18 protein-coding genes are annotated in these 18232 nt (G+C 66.7%); 12 read left to right on the forward strand and 6 right to left on the reverse strand.

Going from position 1 to position 18232, the window contains the following annotated elements:
* The 6 genes from L1081_RS11550 to L1081_RS11575 form a co-directional block, all read right to left on the reverse strand.
* A complete protein-coding gene (locus L1081_RS11550; protein ID WP_489416521.1) occupies positions 1-1437 on the reverse strand; it encodes an aldehyde dehydrogenase family protein in 1437 nt (478 codons plus the stop codon).
* Between the two features lie 86 nt (positions 1438-1523).
* Positions 1524-2879 (reverse strand): glucarate dehydratase, encoded by a 1356-nt coding sequence (gudD, locus tag L1081_RS11555; RefSeq protein WP_489416522.1) that lies wholly within the window; start codon positions 2877-2879, stop codon positions 1524-1526.
* Between the two features lie 32 nt (positions 2880-2911).
* A complete protein-coding gene (locus tag L1081_RS11560; RefSeq protein ID WP_489416523.1) occupies positions 2912-3361 on the reverse strand; it encodes a DUF4440 domain-containing protein in 450 nt (149 codons plus the stop codon).
* A gap of 47 nt (positions 3362-3408) precedes the next feature.
* Positions 3409-4320: a 5-dehydro-4-deoxyglucarate dehydratase gene (kdgD, locus tag L1081_RS11565; protein ID WP_489416524.1), complete on the reverse strand. Its 912-nt coding sequence runs from the start codon at positions 4318-4320 to the stop codon at positions 3409-3411.
* Between the two features lie 43 nt (positions 4321-4363).
* Entirely contained in the window at positions 4364-5338 is a 975-nt protein-coding gene (locus L1081_RS11570) for a Bug family tripartite tricarboxylate transporter substrate binding protein (RefSeq protein WP_319431091.1), read from the reverse strand.
* 82 nt (positions 5339-5420) lie between these two features.
* A complete protein-coding gene (locus tag L1081_RS11575; RefSeq protein WP_145741960.1) occupies positions 5421-6242 on the reverse strand; it encodes a FadR/GntR family transcriptional regulator in 822 nt (273 codons plus the stop codon).
* 61 nt (positions 6243-6303) lie between these two features.
* Between L1081_RS11575 and L1081_RS11580 the strand changes: the two genes are divergently transcribed.
* From L1081_RS11580 to L1081_RS11635, 12 genes are all read left to right on the forward strand, one after another.
* Positions 6304-7134: an NAD-dependent epimerase/dehydratase family protein gene (locus L1081_RS11580; RefSeq protein WP_489416525.1), complete on the forward strand. Its 831-nt coding sequence runs from the start codon at positions 6304-6306 to the stop codon at positions 7132-7134.
* Positions 7135-7142: 8 nt separating this feature from the next.
* The gene (locus L1081_RS11585; protein WP_489416526.1) at positions 7143-8042 is read left to right on the forward strand and encodes an SMP-30/gluconolactonase/LRE family protein; all 900 of its coding nucleotides are present in this window, start codon (positions 7143-7145) and stop codon (positions 8040-8042) included.
* A gap of 35 nt (positions 8043-8077) precedes the next feature.
* The gene (locus tag L1081_RS11590; RefSeq protein ID WP_489416527.1) at positions 8078-9046 is read left to right on the forward strand and encodes a TRAP transporter substrate-binding protein DctP; all 969 of its coding nucleotides are present in this window, start codon (positions 8078-8080) and stop codon (positions 9044-9046) included.
* Positions 9047-9243: 197 nt separating this feature from the next.
* Positions 9244-9690, forward strand: coding sequence for a TRAP transporter small permease (locus L1081_RS11595; RefSeq protein WP_319432935.1), 447 nt, complete (start codon positions 9244-9246; stop codon positions 9688-9690).
* Complete coding sequence (locus L1081_RS11600; RefSeq protein WP_489416528.1) at positions 9681-10979, forward strand: TRAP transporter large permease; 1299 nt, start codon at positions 9681-9683, stop codon at positions 10977-10979. The genes L1081_RS11595 and L1081_RS11600 overlap by 10 nt, the downstream gene beginning before the upstream one ends.
* Before the next feature lie 35 nt (positions 10980-11014).
* Positions 11015-12616 carry a galactarate dehydratase gene (garD, locus tag L1081_RS11605; protein WP_489416529.1) on the forward strand — a complete coding sequence of 534 codons (1602 nt, stop codon included), beginning with the start codon at positions 11015-11017 and terminating at the stop codon, positions 12614-12616.
* Positions 12617-12641: 25 nt separating this feature from the next.
* A complete protein-coding gene (locus L1081_RS11610) occupies positions 12642-13403 on the forward strand; it encodes a glucose 1-dehydrogenase (protein ID WP_489416530.1) in 762 nt (253 codons plus the stop codon).
* Between the two features lie 68 nt (positions 13404-13471).
* On the forward strand, positions 13472-14458 hold the full coding sequence (locus L1081_RS11615) for a tripartite tricarboxylate transporter substrate-binding protein (RefSeq protein WP_489416531.1): 987 nt from the start codon (positions 13472-13474) through the stop codon (positions 14456-14458).
* The gene (locus L1081_RS11620; protein WP_489416532.1) at positions 14455-15546 is read left to right on the forward strand and encodes a beta-propeller fold lactonase family protein; all 1092 of its coding nucleotides are present in this window, start codon (positions 14455-14457) and stop codon (positions 15544-15546) included. Before L1081_RS11615 ends, L1081_RS11620 begins: the two co-directional genes overlap by 4 nt.
* A 35-nt stretch (positions 15547-15581) precedes the next feature.
* Positions 15582-16574: a tripartite tricarboxylate transporter substrate-binding protein gene (locus L1081_RS11625; protein ID WP_489416533.1), complete on the forward strand. Its 993-nt coding sequence runs from the start codon at positions 15582-15584 to the stop codon at positions 16572-16574.
* Positions 16575-16719: 145 nt separating this feature from the next.
* Entirely contained in the window at positions 16720-17571 is an 852-nt protein-coding gene (gene asd / locus L1081_RS11630; protein ID WP_489416534.1) for an archaetidylserine decarboxylase, read from the forward strand.
* A 178-nt stretch (positions 17572-17749) separates the two neighbouring features.
* Positions 17750-18205: an HxlR-like winged helix-turn-helix transcriptional regulator gene (locus L1081_RS11635; protein WP_489416535.1), complete on the forward strand. Its 456-nt coding sequence runs from the start codon at positions 17750-17752 to the stop codon at positions 18203-18205.
* The last annotated feature ends 27 nt before the right edge of the window (positions 18206-18232 follow it).

The following is an 18232-nucleotide window of genomic DNA, read 5'->3' on the forward strand; positions in this document are numbered from 1 at the left end:
TCAAGCCAGCGTGTACGCCGTCTTCACCGTGGTGAAGAACTCCTGCGCATACTTGCCCTGCTCGCGCGGGCCGTAGCTGGAGCCCTTGCGGCCGCCGAACGGCACGTGGTAGTCCACCCCCGCCGTGGGCAGGTTCACCATCACCATGCCGGCCTGGCTGTGGCGCTTGAAGTGCGTGGCGTACTTCAGGCTCGTGGTCGCAATGCCCGCCGAGAGACCGAACTCCGTGTCGTTGGCCGTGGCCAGCGCCTCTTCGTAGTTCTTCACGCGGATCACGCTCGCCACCGGCCCGAAGATCTCCTCCTTGTTGATGCGCATGGCCGCCGCCGATTCGCTGAACAGCGCCGGCGACATGTAGTAGCCGTCGGTCTCCAGCTTCAAGAGCTCGCCGCCCGCGGCCAGCGTGGCGCCCTCGCCCTTGCCGATGGCGATGTATTCCATGTCCTGGTCCAGCTGCGACTTCGACGACACCGGGCCGATGTCGGTGCCCTGCGCCAGCGCGTCGCCCACCTTGATCTTCGCCATGCGCGCCTTCATCGCCTCGATGAACTTGGGGTAGATGCCTTCGGTCACGATCAGCCGGCTGGAGGCTGTGCAGCGCTGGCCGGTGGAGTAGAAGGCGCTCTGCACGCTGAGCTCCACGGCCTGGGCCAGGTCGGCGTCGTCCAGCACCACCTGCGGGTTCTTGCCGCCCATTTCGAGCTGCACCTTCTTGTGGTTGGTGACGCACTGGATGGCGATGTTGCGGCCCACGCCGACCGAGCCGGTGAAGCTGATGGCATGGATGCCGGGGTGGCTGACCAGCGCCTCGCCGATCACGCTGCCGCGGCCCATCACGAGGTTGAACACGCCCGCCGGGATGCCCGAGCGGCTGATGATTTCGGACAGCGCCCAGGCGCAGCCGGGCACGAGGTCGGCGGGCTTGAGGACCACGCAATTGCCAAAGGCCAGCGCAGGCGCGATCTTCCAGGCCGGAATGGCGATGGGGAAGTTCCAGGGCGTGATGAGGCCGACCACGCCGACCGGCTCGCGCGTGATTTCCACGCCGATGTTGGGGCGCACCGAGGGCAGCAGCTCGCCTGACAGGCGCAGGCATTCGCCGGCGAAGAACTTGAAGATCTGGCCGGCGCGGGTGGTTTCGCCGATGCCTTCGGCCTTCGTCTTGCCTTCCTCGCGGGCGAGCAGGGTGCCCAGTTCTTCCTTGCGCGCGAGGATCTCGGTGCCGATCTTGTCCAGGGCGTCGGAGCGCGCCTGGATGCTGCCGGTGGCCCAGGCCGGGAAGGCGGCGGTGGCGGCGGCCACGGCGGCCTCGACATCGGCGGCCGTGCCCTGCGCGTATTGGCCCAGCACGTCGGCCAGGTTGCTGGGGTTGAGGTTGGGGCTGTAGCTTGCGCCGGCACGCCATTCGCCTGCGATCAGGTTGTCGAAGTTTTGCATGAGGATTCCTTGTGCTGCTCGATGGAAAGAAAGAAGCCGGAGCACTGCGTGTCCGGCTGCGGAAATGGAAACGGGAGACTAAACCCTCAACGCACCATGCAGGGTTTTTTGTTGTCGAAAGTCCATCCCGGGATCAGGTATTGCATGGCCTGCGCATCGTTGCGCGCGCCCAGGCCGTGCTTCAGGTACAGCTGGTGCGCCTTCTCGACCTCGTCCATGTCGAGCTCCACGCCCAGGCCGCCGCGCGTGGGCACCTTCACGCAGCCGCCCTCGATCTGCAGCGGCGCCTTGGTCAGGCGCTGCCCGTCCTGCCAGATCCAGTGCGTGTCGATGGCCGTGACCTTGCCCGGTGCCGCGGCCGCCACATGCGTGAACATGGCCAGCGACACGTCGAAGTGGTTGTTCGAATGCGAGCCCCAGGTCAGGCCCCAGGCCTGGCACAGCTGCGCCACGCGCACCGAGCCCTGCATCGTCCAGAAGTGCGGGTCGGCCAGCGGAATGTCGACCGACTGCAGCGAGAGGCTGTGCACCATCTCGCGCCAATCGGTGGCGACCATGTTGGTGGCGGTCGGCAGACCCGTGGCGCGGCGGAACTCGGCCATCACCTCGCGGCCGGAGAACACGCCTTCGGCGCCGCAGGGGTCTTCGGCATAGGCCATGACGCCGTGCAGGTCGCGGCACAGGCGGATCGCATCGGCCAGCAGCCAGCCGCCGTTGGGGTCGAGCGTGACGCGCGCCTTGGGAAAGCGCTCGTGCAGCGCGCGGATGGCCTCCACCTCTTCCTCGCCGCGCAGCACGCCGCCCTTGAGCTTGAAGTCGGTAAAACCGTAGCGCGCATGCGTGGCCTCGGCCAGGCGCACGATGGCTTCGGGCGTCATGGCTTCTTCATGGCGCAGGCGGAACCAGTCGTCGTCGGCGCCGGGGTCGCTCTCGTAGGGCAGGTCGGTCCTGGTGCGGTCGCCCACGTAGAACAGGTAGCCGAGCATCTGCACGGCATCGCGCTGCTGGCCTTCGCCGAGCAGTGCGGCCACCGGCACTTCGAGATGCTGGCCCAGCAGGTCGAGCAAGGCCGCCTCCACCGCCGTGACCGCATGGATGGTCACGCGCAGGTCGAAGGTCTGCTGGCCGCGACCTGCGCTGTCGCGGTTGGCAAAAGCGCTGCGCAGGCTGTTGAGCACGGCGTTGTGGCGGCCGATGGGCTGGCCCACGATGAGGCCGCGCGCATCCTCGAGGGTCTGGCGGATCTTCTCGCCGCCGGGCACTTCGCCGACGCCGGTGTGGCCGGCGCTGTCGGTCAGGATCAGCAGGTTGCGCGTGAAGAACGGACCGTGCGCGCCGCTCAGGTTCATGAGCATGCTGTCGTGGCCTGCGACGGGCACCACGCGCATGGCGGTGACGACGGGCGCGCCGGAGATGAGGGAAGCGGAGTCTGGAAGTGTCATTTTTTTGCGCGAACCCTGGAAAAAAAGTGCTGCTAGATCCGCACGGCCTGGCGGGCCAGCATCTTCCACTCGCCGCCCTGTTTCTGCCAGATGCCGAGGATCTTGAGCGCCACCTTGCCGGGCTTGCCCGAATCGTTGGTGTCGGCTGCGAGCGTGTGGCGCACGATGGCCGTCCGGCCATCGACCACCTTGATGGCCTGGTCGGTGATCGTGATGCTCACGAAGTCCGACTTGCGCTCGACCAGGTCGCCGATGAAGCTGGCCTTGGTGTCGACCTTGCCGCTCGAGTGGCCGTAGCTCAGGTCGTCGACCACCAGCGCGCCAAGGGCGGCGGGGGTGGGGTCGATCATCGCAAGGCGCAGCCGCTCGGCCGCCGCGGCCACGGCCTGCTCGGCCGAAGCACCGCCGCCGGCGGGCGCCATCGCGCAGCCCGTGAACAAAACAGCCGATGCGGCAATCAGAAAGAACTTCTTGATGGACATGCCTTGTCTCCGTTGTTGTTGGTCGTTGTCGTTCCCGGCTCGGCCGCTTACTGCGGGCCGAGCGCGTCGATCAGCGCCTTGAGCTGTTCCATCTCGGCGGGCTTGAGGTCCGTGAGCGGTGCGCGCACCGGGCCTGCGTCGTGGCCGACGATCCTGGCGCCGGCCTTGACGATGCTCACCGCATAGCCCGGCACGCGGTTGCGCAGCTCCAGGTAGGGCATGAAGAAGTTCTTCAGCAGGCGATGCTGCGTGGGCAGGTCGTCGGCGGCAACGGCCTGGTAGAAATCCATCGCGGTCTTGGGGATGAAGTTGAAGACGGCCGACGAATACACCGGCGTGCCGAGCGCCTTGTAGGCCGCGGCATAGACCTCGGCCGTGGGCAGGCCGCCCAGGTAGGCGAAGCGGTCGCCCATCTTCTGGTAGATGGCGACCATGGCCTCGATGTCGCCCACGCCGTCCTTGAAACCGACGAGGTTCGGGTTGCGCTCGGCCAGGGCGGCCAGGGTGTCGGGCTTGAGGCGGCTGGTGGCGCGGTTGTAGACGATGACGCCGAACTTCACGCTCTTGCACACGGCTTCGACGTGCGCGGCCAGGCCTTCCTGGCCGGCTTCGGTCAGGTAGTGCGGCAGCAGCAAGATGCCGTGCGCGCCGGCCTTCTCGGCCGCCTGCGCGCACTGGATGGCAAAGCGCGTGGGGCCGCCGGCGCCCGCGATGATGGGCACCACGCCGCGGCAGGTGTCGACCGCGGTCTGGATGATGCCGGGGTACTCGTCGCCCGTGAGCGAGAAGAACTCACCGGTGCCGCCGGCCGCGAACAGCGCGCTCGCGCCGTAGGGGGCGAGCCATTCGAGACGCTGCTCGTAGCCCTTCTTGTTGAAGTCCCCGTTCGCGTCGAAGTCGGTCAACGGGAACGAGAGCAGGCCGGAGCCCATGATGGATTTGAGTTCTTGAGGGTTCATCGAGACACCAATGAGTGAGTTAAAAAATGGATGCTGAGGGCGTTCAGTCCAGCTTGATGCCGGCGTCGGCGACGACCTTGGCCCAGCGCGCGCGCTCCTTGCCGAAGAACTGCTCTTCCTCGGCCGGCGCCATGGTCACGACCTCGGCGCCCTGGCCTGCCAAGCGCGAGCGGATGTCGGCCGAGCGGATGACGGTGATCAGTTCCTTGTTGAGGCGCTGCACGATGGCGTCGGGCGTGCCCTTGGCAACCCGCACGCCTTGCCAGGTACCGGACTCGAAGCCCGCCACGCCCTGCTCCGCGATGGTGGGCACTTCGCCGATCAGCGGCATGCGCGTCGATTTCGACACGCCGAGCACCTTGAGCTTGCCGCTCTGCACATGCGGCAGGGTGGCGAGCATGCCGTTCATCAGGATCTGCGTCTGGCCGGCGACCGTATCCTGCACCGCCTGCACGCCGCCCTTGTAGGGCACGTACTGCCAGCGCGCCCCGCTCGCGCGCTCGAGCGCCACGCCGGCCAGGTGCGGCGCGCTGCCGGTGGCGGTCACGGCAAAATTGATGTCCGACTTCTTCGACAGCGCGATCAGTTCCTTCAGGTTGCTGGCCTGGACCGACGGATGCACCACCAGCAGGTGCGGCGAATAGGCCAGCATGGTCACGCCGCGCAGGTCTTTCGAAGGATCGAAAGGCAGCTTCGTATAGACAGAGGGGCTGATCGCGAGCGCGCCCACGTCGCACAGCAGAAGCGTGTAGCCGTCGGGCCTGGACTTGGCAACGTAATCGGCACCGAGGTTGCCGTTGGCGCCCGGCTTGTTCTCGACGATGACCGGCTGGCCGAGCGCTTCCGACAACTGCTGGCTGATGGAGCGGGCAATGATGTCGGACGAACCGCCCGGCGGGTACGGCACCACGATGCGCACGGGCTTGGACGGCCAGTTGTCGGCGGCATGCACGCCACCGGCCGCAAGCACCCCGCCGCCGAGGGCGCCAAGCATCAGATCACGTCGTTTCAAGCTCATTCTGAGTCTCCTGCTGGGTTGTGTTGTCAGTCATCGTACAACTAGGAATGACGCTTGTCCAGCGTCTGACCGAAATTTCTTCTCAGGAAGCCGCTGGCGGCGTCTTGGCCGCGGCCTGCTGGGCCGCTTCCTGCGCCACGCGCAGCCGCTCGCGGCTGTTGGTCAGGTGGATGCGCATGGCCGCGCGGGCCGATTCGGGATCGCGGCGCGCGATGGCCGCGTAGATCTCTTCGTGCTCGCGGTTCACGCGGCTCAGGTACTCGCCGCGCCGGTCGTAGTTGCGGATGGCGGTGATGCGCGTGCGCGGGATGATCGTGGTGCCCAGGTGGCTCATGATGTCCGCAAAGTACGGGTTGCCGGTGGCCTGGGCGATCTGCAGGTGGAAGCGGAAGTCGGGCGCCACGGTGTCCCCCGCCACCGCCACGTTGCGCTCGAAATCGTCGAGCGCCTGGCGCATCGCGAGCAGTTGCTCCTCGGTGCGGCGCGTGGCGGCCAGCCCCGCGGATTCGGTTTCGAGGCTGATGCGCAGTTCGAGCACCGCCAGTACGTCCACCGAGGTGGCGATGTCGGCGGAATCGAGCCGGAACATGCCGGCCGCGCGCGGCTGCAGCACGAAGGTGCCGACGCCATGGTGCGTTTCCACCAGCCCCGCGGCCTGCAGCTTGGACAGCGCCTCGCGCACCACGGTGCGGCTGACACCGAAGGATTGCATGATGGCCGACTCGGTCGGCAGCTTGTCGCCCGGACGCAGTTGCTGGCTGCGGATCTTCTCGCCCAGATCCTCGACCAGCCCGTGGGCGAGCCCGCGTGCGCGCGGCCGCGGGCGCCCCACGAAGGGCGTGCCGGCGGCGACTTCTGTTGCCGCGTCGGAAATTGAGGGATTACCCGCAGTCGTCTGGACCATGGTCAAGATAATAATCCCGCATTAGTTGTACGACAACAGATAACTTCTCAGGCCAGCAAAAATGTCGACGTCCCATCAAGCCTCCCACACCCAGCTCCACCGCATTCTGCTGACCGGCGCCGCCGGCGGATTGGGCAAGGTCCTGCGCGAACGCCTGCGCCCCTATGCCCGGATCTTGCGCCTGTCCGACATCGCCACCCTCCCTCCTTCCGAGGGTGCGCACGAAGAAGTCGTCGCCTGCGATCTTTCGGACAAGGCCGCGGTCCACGCGCTGGTCGAGGGCTGCAGCGCCATCGTGCACCTGGGCGGCGTTTCGGTCGAGCGCCCTTTCGAGGAAATTCTCGAGGCCAACATCAAGGGCGTCTTCAACGTCTACGAAGCCGCGCGCCGCCACGGCGTGAAGCGCGTGGTGTTCGCCAGCTCCAACCACGTGATCGGCTTCTACAAGCAGACCGAGCACATCGACGCCCATGCCCAGCGCCGGCCCGACGGCTACTACGGCCTGTCGAAGTCCTTCGGCGAGGACATGGCGCAGTTCTATTTCGACCGCTGGGGCATCGAGACGGTGAGCATCCGCATCGGCTCGTCCTTCCCCGAGCCGCTCAACCGCCGCATGATGAGCACCTGGCTCAGCTATCGCGACCTGACCACGCTGATCGAGAAGTCGCTCTTCACGCCCGACGTGAAGCACACGGTGGTCTACGGCATGTCCAACAACCGCGAGGTCTGGTGGGACAACAGCGCCGCCGCCCACCTGGGCTTCGTGCCGCAGGACAGCTCCGAGGTGTTCCGCGACAAGGTCGAGGCGCAGCCGCCCGTGGCGCCGACCGATCCCAATGCCATCTACCAGGGCGGCGCCTTCACGGCACAGGGCCCGTTCGGCGACCAATGAGGCCCGGCATGCAGGCCGAACTCGTCCTCGACGCACAGTGCGCGACCGGCGAAAGCCCGGTCTGGCGCGCCGATGAACAGGCGCTCTACTGGGTCGACATTCCCGCCAAGCAACTGCACCGCTGGAGCGCCGAAACCAGCAAGCACGACTGCTGGACCGGCGACGAGATGCTGGCCTGCATCGCCGCGCGCGCCGGCCATCCGGGCGAGTGGATCGCCGGCATGGAAAGCGGGCTGTTCGCCATTGCGGCGCGCGCCGACGGCACGCTGGCCGCGAGCCCCATTGCCAGTGCGGTCCATGCGGAACGCGGCATGCGCTTCAACGACGGCCGCTGCGACCGCCAGGGCCGCTTCTGGGCCGGCACCATGCAGATGGACATGGCCGCGGGCCGAGATGTCGGCCGCGTCTACCGCTACCAGGGCGACGTGAATGCGGAAGTCGCGCTGCGCCTGCAGTTCGACCACCTGATCGTTCCGAACGGCCTGGGCTTCAGCCCCGACGGCAAGACCATGTACCTGTCGGATTCGCATCCGAATGTGCAGGCCATCTGGGCCTTCGACTACGACATTGCGACCGGCACGCCGCACGGGCGCCGGCTGTTCGTCGACATGAAGCCGCTGCCCGGACGGCCCGACGGCGCCGCCGTCGACGCCGACGGCTGCTACTGGATCTGCGGCAACGACGCCGGGCTCGTCCATCGCTTCACGCCCGAAGGCCGGCTCGACCGCTCCCTTGCCGTGCCGGTGAAGAAACCCGCGATGTGCGCCTTTGGCGGCGCGCAGTTCGACACGCTCTATGTGACATCGATCCGCCCCGGCGGCGATCTGTCCGACCAACCGCTGGCGGGCGGCGTTTTTGCACTGCGTCCCGGCATCAAGGGTCTGCCGGAACCCGAATGCCGTTTCTGACTGCTTTTTATCCACCCACCCGAAGAGGAAGACAAATGAAATACACCCGCCACCTGATCGCGCTGGCCGCCAGTGCGTGCGCCATGGCAGCGAATGCCGTCGAGTTCCGCTCGGCCGACGTGCACAACAGCGACGAGTATCCCACCGTTGCAGCCGTCAAGCACATGAGCGAACTGCTCGAAAAGCGCAGCAACGGCAAGTACAAGATCAAGGTGTTCAACAAGAGCGCGCTCGGCAGCGAGAAGGAAACGCTCGACCAGGTCAAGATCGGCGCGCTCGAAATGAACCGCGTCAACATCAGCGCGCTGAATTCGATCTGCCCGAAGACGCTGGTGCCGACGATGCCTTTCCTGTTCGACTCGATCGCGCACATGCGCAAGTCGCTCGACGGCCCCATCGGCGACGAGATCCTGCAGGGCTGCGAGAAGGAAGGCCTGGTCGGCCTGGCCTTCTACGACAGCGGCGCACGTTCGATCTACGCCAAGAAGCCGGTGAAGACGCTGGCCGACGCAAAGGGCCTGAAGATCCGCGTGCAGCAATCCGACCTGTGGGTTGCACTGGTGAGCGCCATGGGCGCCAACGCCACGCCCATGCCGGCCGGCGAAGTGTTCACCGCGCTCAAGACCGGGCTCATCGATGCGGCGGAAAACAACATTCCCTCCTACGACGGCTTCAAGCACTACGAGGCAGTGAAGTTCTATTCGCGCACCGAACATTCCATGGCACCTGAAATGCTCGTGATGTCGAAGGCGATCTACGACAAGCTCTCCAAGGCCGACCAGGAGCTGTTCCGCTCCACCGCCAAGGAATCGGTCGCCTTCCAGCGCAAGAAGTGGGACGAGCAGGAAGCCAAGTCGCTCGAAGTCGTGACCAAGGGCGGCGCGCAGATCATTGCCGATGTGGACAAGGCCTCGTTCCGCGCGGCAATGACCCCGGTCTACGCGAAGTTCATCTCGACGCCCGACCTGCAGCGCCTCGTGAAGGCCGTCCAGGACAACAAGTAGCGCGCCCGCCCTCCCCGCTTCCGGGGAGGGATCCACCCACATTCAGGGAATTGCCCATGACACTGACCGTCCCCGCGGCAGACACGATTGCGACCGGAGCGCCCATCGAGCTCGAAGACCTGGTCAACCCGAATGGCCGGCCTCCGTCCAATCACGCCTATTCGCGCTTCTGCGCGTTCCTGTCGAAGGCCAGCCTCATGCTGGCCGTCGCCATGCTCATCACCATCATCGTCTGCGTCCAGTACCAGGTGGTCGGACGCTACGTGTTCAACGACACGCCGACGTGGGCCGAAGGCCTCGCGCTGCAGCTCGTGCTGTATGTCACTGCGCTCGGCGTGGCCGTTGGCGTGCGCGATGCCGGCCACATCGGGCTCGACTCGCTGGTGGTGCTGCTTCCCGAATCCCTGCGCCTGAAGATCGAAATACTGATCCATGCGCTGGTCGCGCTGTTCGGCGCCATCATGGCCTGGAGCGGCTGGACCTGGACCACGCTCAAGTGGACCGACATCAAGCCCATGATGGGCGTCCCGGTGGGCCTGGACTACCTGGCGCTCGTGATCGCGGGCCTCCTGATCGTGCTTTTCTCGATTGAACATATCGTCGCCCTGCTGCGCGATGAAGAAGTGGTGCCCGCGTGGAACTGACAGTCCTCTCTCTCGTTTTCCTGGTGCTGCTGGTGCTGGGCGTGCCGGTCGCGTTCTCGATCGGCCTGGCTTCCGTCGCGACGGTGCTCTATGCGGGCCTGCCGGTGGCCGTGGTGTTCCAGAAGATGGTCGGCGGCATGCAGATCTTCTCGTTCCTCGCGATCCCGTTCTTCGTGTTCGCCGGCGAGCTGATGCTCTACGGCGGCATCGCGCAGCGCATCGTGCGCTTTGCCAACAGCCTGGTGGGCCACGTGCGCGGCGGCCTGGGCATGAGCAACGTGATCGGCTGCACGCTGTTCGGCGGTGTGGCCGGCTCGCCGGTGGCCGACGTCTCGGCCATGGGCTCGGTGATGATCCCGCTGATGAAGAAGGAAGGCTACGACGCCGACTACGCGGTCAACGTCACGACGCACGCCGCCCTGGTGGGTGCCCTGATGCCTACCTCGCACAACCTGATCATCTTCACGCTCGCAACCACCGGCATCGCATCGGTGAGCGTGCTGAGCCTGATCCTCGCGGGCCTGATTCCCGCGCTGCTGCTCACGCTGTGCAACCTGGGGGCCGCCTACTACGTGGCCATCCGCCGCGGCTATCCGATCCGCGGCGCGTTTCCGGGCTGGGGTGAAGTGCTTGCCGCATTCATCGGCGCGCTGCCGGGCCTGATGATCGTCGCGATCATCCTGGTGGGCATCCTGTCGGGCGTATTCACCGCCACCGAGTCGGCAGCGACTGCGGTGCTGTGGGCACTGGGCGTCACGGTGCTCGTCTACCGGTCCCTGAGCCGCAAGGACTTTTTCAAGGCCTGCGCCAAGGCCTGCAAGACGACCGGCGTGGTGCTGCTGCTGATCGGCATTTCTTCGGCCTTCGGCTACTTCATGGCCCTGTACGAAGTGCCGCAGAAGACCGGCGAGCTCATGACCAGCGTCTCGAGCGATCCGTGGGTCATCTTCCTGATGATCAACGTGCTGCTGTTCGTCCTCGGCACCTTCCTGGACATGGCCGCGACGATCCTGATCTGCACCCCCATCTTCCTGCCCATTGCCATGCAGTTCGGCATGAGCCCGGTGCAGTTCGGCATCGTCATGCTGATCAACTGCGCGCTTGGCCTCAACACGCCGCCGGTGGGCACCACGCAGTTCATAGGCTGTGCGATCGGAGGCGTGTCGGTCGGGCAGGTGATGCGGTCGATCTGGCCGTTCTACGGCGCCCTCCTGATCTGCCTGATGCTCGTCACCTACGTGCCGGCGTTCTCGATGTGGCTGCCTGACCTCGTCAACGCGGTCAAGTGACGGCAAAGACCAGCAACGCGGAGTTCTTCGTTCCCATGGCCGACTCATCCTCTTCCCCCGCGGTGCGTCCGCCGCATCGCATCCACATGCATGCGGCAGACAACGTCGCCATCGTGGCCAACGACGGCGGCCTGAAGGCAGGCGCCACCTTTGCCGACGGCCTGGTGCTGGTGGACAACGTGCCGCAGGGCCACAAGGTCGCGCTCACCGACCTGGCCGAGGGCGACGCCGTCGTCCGCTACAACGTGGTGATCGGCTACGCGCTGAAAGCCATTGCGCGCGGCAGCTGGGTGCACGAGCGCCTGCTGAAGATGCCCGCCGCGCGCGAGCTCGAAGGCCTGCCGATCGCCACCGTCAAGCCGCCCGCGCAGCCGCCGCTCGAGGGCTACACCTTCGAGGGCTACCGCAACCTCGACGGCTCGGTGGGCACGCGCAACATCCTTGCCATCACCCAGACCGTGCAATGCGTGGCGGGCGTGGTCGACTTCGCGGTGCAGCGCATCAAGGCCGAGCTGCTGTCCAAATACCCCAATGTCGACGACGTCGTGGGCCTGTCGCACAGCTACGGCTGCGGCGTGGCCATCGATGCGCCCGATGCCGTCATCCCGATCCGAACGCTGCGCAACATCAGCCTCAATCCGAACTTCGGCGGCGAGGTGATGGTCATCAGCCTGGGCTGCGAGAAGCTGCAGCCCGAGCGCCTGCTGCCGCCGGGCAGCATCGCGCTGGTGGACGAGCGCAACGTGGCCGACGTCGGCACCACGGCCGACGAAAAGCTCGACGTGGTGTGCCTGCAGGACGACGCGCACGTGGGCTTCATGTCGATGATCGACTCGATCATGCGGCAGGCCGAGGAACACCTGGAGCGCCTCAACGCCCGCCGGCGCGAGACCGTGCCGGCCAGCGAGCTGGTGGTGGGCGTACAGTGCGGCGGCAGCGATGCCTTCTCCGGCGTCACGGCCAACCCGGCCGTGGGCTTCTGCACCGACCTGCTGGTGCGCGCCGGCGCCACCGTGATGTTCTCGGAAGTGACCGAGGTGCGCGACGGCATCGACCAGCTCACCTCGCGCGCGACCACCCCGGCCGTCGCCGAGGCGATGATCCGAGAGATGGCCTGGTACGACGCCTACCTGGACCGCGGGCGCGTCGACCGCAGCGCCAACACCACGCCGGGCAACAAGAAGGGCGGGCTCTCGAACATCGTCGAAAAGGCCATGGGCTCGATCGTCAAGAGCGGCAGCGCGCCGATCTCGGGCGTGGTCGCGCCGGGCGAGAAAGCCAGGCAGAAGGGCCTGCTCTATGCCGCCACGCCCGCCAGCGACTTCATCTGCGGCACGCTGCAGCTGGCCGCCGGCATGAACCTGCACGTGTTCACCACCGGCCGCGGCACGCCCTACGGCCTGGCCGAGGTGCCGGTGATCAAGGTGGCCACGCGCAGCGACCTGGCGCGCCGCTGGCACGACCTGATGGACGTGAACGCGGGCCGCATCGCCGACGGCGACGCCACCATCGAGGACATCGGCTGGGAGATGTTCCGCCTGATGCTCGACGTGGCCAGCGGCCGCAAGAAGACCTGGGCCGAACAGTGGAAGCTGCACAACGCGCTGGTGCTGTTCAACCCGGCCCCCGTGACCTGAACCACCGACCTCGAAAGGAACATCCATGGAAGACCTCAAGGGCAAGACCGCACTCGTCACCGGCGCCAGCACCGGCATCGGTGCCGCCGTGGCCATTGCATTCGCTGCGCGCGGCATGCGCGTGGCGGTGCACTACAACAGCTCGGCTGACGCCGCCAACCAGGTCGTCGAGACCATCCGCAACGCCGGCGGCGACACCTTTGCGCTGCAGGCCGACGTGCTTGACACCGCCGCCATCCGTGAATGCGTCAAGCAGACGGCATCGCGCTTCGGCCGCATTGACGTGCTGGTGAACAACGCAGGCAGCCTGGTCAAGCGCGTGCCCATCGCCGAATTCGACGATGCGCTGTTCGACGAAGTGATGCACATCAACGCACGCTCCGTGCTCGCGTTTGCGCGCGAGGTGGTGCCGCTGATGCGCACCCACGGCGGCGGCAACATCATCAACGTGACCTCGGTCGCGGCGCGCACCGGCGGCGGGCCCGGCGCCTACCTGTATGCGGGCTCCAAGGGCTTCGTGAGCACGGCCACGCACGGGCTCGCCCGCGAGCTCGTCGGCGACAAGATTCGCGTCAACGCGGTGGCGCCCGGCGTCATCCAGACACCGTTCCAGGACCGCTTCTCGACGCCCGCAATGCTCGAATCGTTCCGCACCGCCATTCCCATGGGCCGCATCGGCTCGCCCGACGAATGCGTGGGCGCCTTTCTTTACCTGGCTTCGGAACAGCTCTCGGGCTACGTGACGGGCCAGGTGATCGAAGTGAACGGCGGGCAGTACATGCCCTGACGGAAACCGCCTTTTCAGCCTTTTCTGGAGGCTTGCCGAATCAAGATCAATAACGGAGACAACAACCAATGAGAAGAAACAGATTCCTTCGCGGCCTGGCCGCCCTTTCGGCAACGGCGAGCTTCGCGTTCGGATACGCGGCAATGGCCGCGGCCCAGGGCAACGGCAACAATTTTCCGAATCACGCCATCGAACTGCTGGTGCCTTACCAGCCGGGGGGCGGCACCGACGGCCTGGCGCGCGCGTTTTCCGAAGCGAGCCGCAAGCACACTTCGCATAGCATCGTGATCGTCAACCGCCCGGGCGCCGGCGGCGCCATCGGCTGGACCGAGGTGATCAACGCCCGGCCCGACGGCTACAAGCTCGCAGTACTGACGGTGGAACTGCTCACGCTGCCGCACCTGGGCCTGGCCAAGTTCAACTACGACGACTTCCAGCCGATTGCGCAGCTCAATGCCGACCCGGCCGCTATCACCGTCAAGGCCGATGCGCCGTGGAACACGATCGAAGAATTCCTGGCGGCGGCGAAGAAGGCGCCCGAGAGCGTGCGCGTCGGCAATTCGGGCAACGGCTCGATCTGGCACCTGGCCGCGGCGGCGCTCGAAGACAAGACGGGCACCAGGTTCGGCCACATTCCGTTCCAGGGCGCGGCGCCCGCGGTGCTGGCGCTGCTGGGTGGACACATCGAGGCGGTGGCGGTAAGCCCGGCCGAGGTCACGACCCATGTTCAGTCCGGCAAGCTCAAGGTGCTGATGGTCATGGCCGACAAGCGCGTGAAGGGCTTCGACAAAGTGCCTACCGCCAAGGAGCGCGGCATCGATCTTTCGATCGGCACCTGGCGCGGCCTCGGCGCGCCCAAGAACACGCCGCCCGAAGTGATGGCAAAGCTGCGCGAGATCACGGCCAAGACCGCGGCCGAGCCGCTGATGCACGAAGTGATGGACAAGCAGAACCTCGGCTATGTCTATACCGACGGTGCGGTGTTCAAGGAAACGCTGGCCAAGGACAACGCCTACTTCAAGGCGCTGATCGCCAAACTGAACATCAAGCCATGAGCCGCCCCACTCCTGCCCTTCGCATGCTCCGGGGCGCGGTTGCGCTGCTGTCCGTTGCGATCATGGGCCAAGTCTGCGCGGCCACCTGGGTCTACGTTTCCAACGCCGACAGCCAGGAGATCTCGGTGCTCGAGCTGGACCGCGCGCAAGGCGTGCTGAAGCCCGTGCAAGCGCTCAGCGTCGGCGGCACGGTCATGCCGATGGCGGTGAGCCCCGACAAGCGCGTGCTGTATGCCGCGCTGCGCTCGCAGCCGTTCCGCGTGGTCAGCATGTCGATCGACGCGGCCACAGGCAAGCTGCAGAAACTCGGCGAGGCCCCGCTGGCCGACAGCATGGCCAACATCGGCCTCGACGCGAGCGGCAAGTGGCTCTTCGCGGCTTCCTACCAGGGCGGCAAGATCTCGGTCAACGCCATCGGCAAGGACGGCGCGGCAGGCGCCATCCAGCAGTTGGTGCAGACCGGACCGAATGCGCATGCGGTCCACGCGGATGCGAGCAACCGCTTCGTGCTCGCCACCAGCCTGGGCGGCGACAACGTGTCGAGCTGGCGCTTCGACGCGGACAAAGGGCTGCTGTCGGCCAATGATCCGCCGCTGACCATGAGCACCGCCAAATCGGGGCCGCGCCACTTCGTCTGGGACAAGGCGCAGCGGCACGTCTACCTGCTGAACGAGCTCGACGCGAGCCTGCATGTGTACGCATGGAACGCGGCGCGCGGAACGCTCAAGCTGGAACAGAGCACCACCACGCTGCCGCCGGGCTTCACGGGCAAGCCGTGGGCGGCCGATCTGCACCTGACGCCCGATGGGCGCTTCCTGTACGCCTCGGAGCGCACGTCGAGCACGCTTTCGGCCTTCCGGGTGGACGCGTCCACCGGACAGCTGAAGCCGCTCGGCCAGACGCCGACCGAGAAAACGCCGCGCGGCTTCGCAATCGATTCGAGCGGCCGCTATCTGATTGCCGCCGGGCAGGAGTCGCACAGCGTTGCGCTGTACGCCATCGACTCGGCCACCGGCGCCCTGGGCAAGCCCTCGCGCATCAGTGTGGGCAAGAACCCGAACTGGATCGAAATCGTCGACGCACCGTGACGACGACCCGCAACATCATCAAAGGAGATATCGCAATGCAACGCCGCACACTGATTCGCACCGCCCTCGCCTCTTCGCTCGCCGCGGGCCTGCCCGCGTTCGCGCAGGGCCCCGGCAACTGGCCCACGGGCAAGGCCATCACCTACCTCGTGCCCTTTCCCGCGGGCGGCACCACCGACGTGCTGGCCCGCCTGATCGGCCAGAAGCTCGGCACGGCGCTGGGCACGAGCGTGATCATCGACAACAAGGGCGGCGCCGGTGGCAGCGTGGGCTCGGAAATCGGCTCGCGCGCAGCGCCCGACGGCTTCACGATGGTGGGCGGCACGATCAGCTCGCACGCGATCAACGTGAGCCTGTATCCGAAGCTCGGCTACGACCCGCAGAAGTCGTTCGCCCCGGTGACGCTGATCGGCACCAACCCGCTGGTGCTGGTGGTGAACCAGGCCAGCCCCTACAAGACACTGAAGGACGTGCTGGAAGCCAGCAAGACCAAGTCGGGCGGGCTCTCGTCGGCCTCGGCCGGCACGGGCACCTCGCAGCACCTGTCGCTCGAACTGCTGGCATTCAAGTCGGGCGTGAAGTTCACGCACATTCCGTACAAGGGCAGCGGCCCGGCCATCCAGGACGTGATCGGCGGCCAGGTCGACATGATGTTCGACACCACGGTGGTGGCGGGCCCGCACGTGCAGAGCGGCAAGCTGCGCGCCATTGCCGTGACCTCGGCCAAGCGCCTTGCCTCGATGCCCGACGTGCCGACGGTTGCGGAGTCCGGCATTGCGGGCCTGCAGGACTTCGAGGTGCTGTCATGGCAGGCGATCTTCGTGCCCGCGGGCACGCCGGCGCCCGTCGTCGACCGGCTGCACACCGAGATCCGCAAGATCCTTGCAACGCCCGAGATGCAGGAAAAGCTCAAGGGCTTCGGCATGGAACCCGCCGACCTCACCACGGCAAAGATCGCGGCCTTCCAGAAGGCCGAGGTCGAGAAGTGGGCGCAGGTGATCAAGGCCGCGGGCATCAAGGCAGACTGACGCCGGCCGGGACGCCCCGCAAGGCGCGTCCCGGACACGGGAAACGGCGCGCCGGATACAAGGGAAGCCTCCTACGTCCGGGCCGTCGGGCGCTTTATAGAATGCCCCTCCGATTCGCACTCCAGGCATTCCAGGCCTCCCACACGTGTCCGACCGCTCTGCCGTACTGCCCCAATACCTGTTCCCCAAGCAGGCCCTGACGAACTTCGCCGGCTGGGTCGCGGGCAAGGAACGCGGCGCCGTCACCACATGGATCATCCGGCGCTTCGTTGCCAAGTACGGCGTCGACATGGGCGAGGCGCTCGAATCCGACATCAACCACTACAAGAGCTTCAACCAGTTCTTCACGCGCGCGCTCAAGCCCGGCGTGCGACCTCTTGCACAGGCCGACCTCGTGTGCCCGGTGGACGGCGCGATCAGCCAGTTCGGCGCCATCGAGGGAGACCAGATCTTCCAGGCCAAGGGCCACAACTACAGCACCACCGCGCTGGTCGGTGGCGACGCGGTGCTCGCGGCACGCTTCGCGCACGGCAGCTTCGCCACGCTGTACCTGAGCCCGAAGGACTACCACCGCATCCACATGCCCTGCGACGGGCGCCTGGTGCGCATGATCCACGTGCCCGGCGACCTGTTCTCGGTCAACCCGGTCACGGCGCGCGGCGTGCCCGGGCTGTTCGCGCGCAACGAGCGCGTGGTGTGCGTCTTCGAATCGGGGCATGGCCCCTTCGTGCTGGTGCTGGTGGGTGCCACCATCGTCGGCAGCATGGCCACCGTGTGGCACGGCGTGGTCAATCCGCCGCGCGGCGGCGAGCTGCGCGAATGGCACTACGCCGATCAGCAGATCGTGCTCAGGCAGGGCGAGGAGATGGGCCGCTTCCTGCTCGGCTCCACCGTCGTCATGCTGTTCCCGCCACCCCCGCTGGCCTTCAACCCCGACTGGGCGCCCACCCGCCCGGTCCGGCTGGGCGAAGCCATGGCCAATTTCGCTAATTTGTGAAGCTTTGTCTCACGGCCCGCATGCAGCATGCACCCGTAGCTATAAAACTAGTAGCATCGTGATCCTTGCGCTATAGTCGCCGACGCAACGCGCGGTCCCTGTAGCGAGCCAACAAGAACGCGAGGCACCGGCCCTGCCCAGGACCGATGGCCCGCCCAGCCCCGAGGAGATGATGTCGATGAGTACCAAGGAAAACGCAGCCGTCAGCCAGCTGCTTGCGCTTCTCGAGGCCCGCTACGCACTTCGCGTGCTCTGGGCGCTGCGCGACGGCCATGCCCAGACCTTTCGGCTGCTGCAGGACAGCGTCGGCAGCATCACCCCCAACACGCTCAACACCCGCATCAAGGAACTGCGCGAGGCCGGCCTCGTGAGCCACGGCGGCGACGGCTACAGCCTCACGGTGAGCGGGCAGGACCTTTTGAAGCGGCTCTCGGACCTGCAGGCCTTTGCGGGCAAATGGCAGCTGGGCCAGGTCAAGAAGGCCGCGGCACCGGCGGCGCCCACGCCTGTAGCGCCCTCATCGTCTTCGCCACCGGCGCCTCCTTCGTCCTCTTCCCCGGGCGCACCGCCCCCTTCCCCGCCTGCGGCGCCGTCGCCGCCTTCCTCCGTCCCGCCTCTTGACACTGGCAATTGAGCAGGCCGGCCGGGCCGCTGCCGGGCG

Source organism: Variovorax sp. MSC1_012, assembly GCF_023667525.1.
GTDB lineage: Bacteria > Pseudomonadota > Gammaproteobacteria > Burkholderiales > Burkholderiaceae_C > Variovorax > Variovorax beijingensis_B.

Bases quoted from the DNA above. Each gene is read 5' to 3' on its own strand.
- kdgD (WP_489416524.1), bottom strand. From the start codon at position 4,320: ATGAACCCTCAAGAACTCAAATCCATCATGGGCTCCGGCCTGCTCTCG.
- L1081_RS11635 (WP_489416535.1), top strand. From the start codon at position 17,750: ATGAGTACCAAGGAAAACGCAGCCGTCAGCCAGCTGCTTGCGCTTCTC.
- L1081_RS11620 (WP_489416532.1), top strand. From the start codon at position 14,455: ATGAGCCGCCCCACTCCTGCCCTTCGCATGCTCCGGGGCGCGGTTGCG.
- L1081_RS11575 (WP_145741960.1), bottom strand. From the start codon at position 6,242: ATGGTCCAGACGACTGCGGGTAATCCCTCAATTTCCGACGCGGCAACA.
- L1081_RS11560 (WP_489416523.1), bottom strand. From the start codon at position 3,361: ATGTCCATCAAGAAGTTCTTTCTGATTGCCGCATCGGCTGTTTTGTTC.
- L1081_RS11615 (WP_489416531.1), top strand. From the start codon at position 13,472: ATGAGAAGAAACAGATTCCTTCGCGGCCTGGCCGCCCTTTCGGCAACG.
- L1081_RS11580 (WP_489416525.1), top strand. From the start codon at position 6,304: ATGTCGACGTCCCATCAAGCCTCCCACACCCAGCTCCACCGCATTCTG.
- L1081_RS11595 (WP_319432935.1), top strand. From the start codon at position 9,244: ATGCTGGCCGTCGCCATGCTCATCACCATCATCGTCTGCGTCCAGTAC.
- garD (WP_489416529.1), top strand. From the start codon at position 11,015: ATGGCCGACTCATCCTCTTCCCCCGCGGTGCGTCCGCCGCATCGCATC.
- L1081_RS11550 (WP_489416521.1), bottom strand. From the start codon at position 1,437: ATGCAAAACTTCGACAACCTGATCGCAGGCGAATGGCGTGCCGGCGCA.
- L1081_RS11590 (WP_489416527.1), top strand. From the start codon at position 8,078: ATGAAATACACCCGCCACCTGATCGCGCTGGCCGCCAGTGCGTGCGCC.
- L1081_RS11585 (WP_489416526.1), top strand. From the start codon at position 7,143: ATGCAGGCCGAACTCGTCCTCGACGCACAGTGCGCGACCGGCGAAAGC.
- L1081_RS11610 (WP_489416530.1), top strand. From the start codon at position 12,642: ATGGAAGACCTCAAGGGCAAGACCGCACTCGTCACCGGCGCCAGCACC.
- gudD (WP_489416522.1), bottom strand. From the start codon at position 2,879: ATGACACTTCCAGACTCCGCTTCCCTCATCTCCGGCGCGCCCGTCGTC.
- L1081_RS11570 (WP_319431091.1), bottom strand. From the start codon at position 5,338: ATGAGCTTGAAACGACGTGATCTGATGCTTGGCGCCCTCGGCGGCGGG.
- L1081_RS11625 (WP_489416533.1), top strand. From the start codon at position 15,582: ATGCAACGCCGCACACTGATTCGCACCGCCCTCGCCTCTTCGCTCGCC.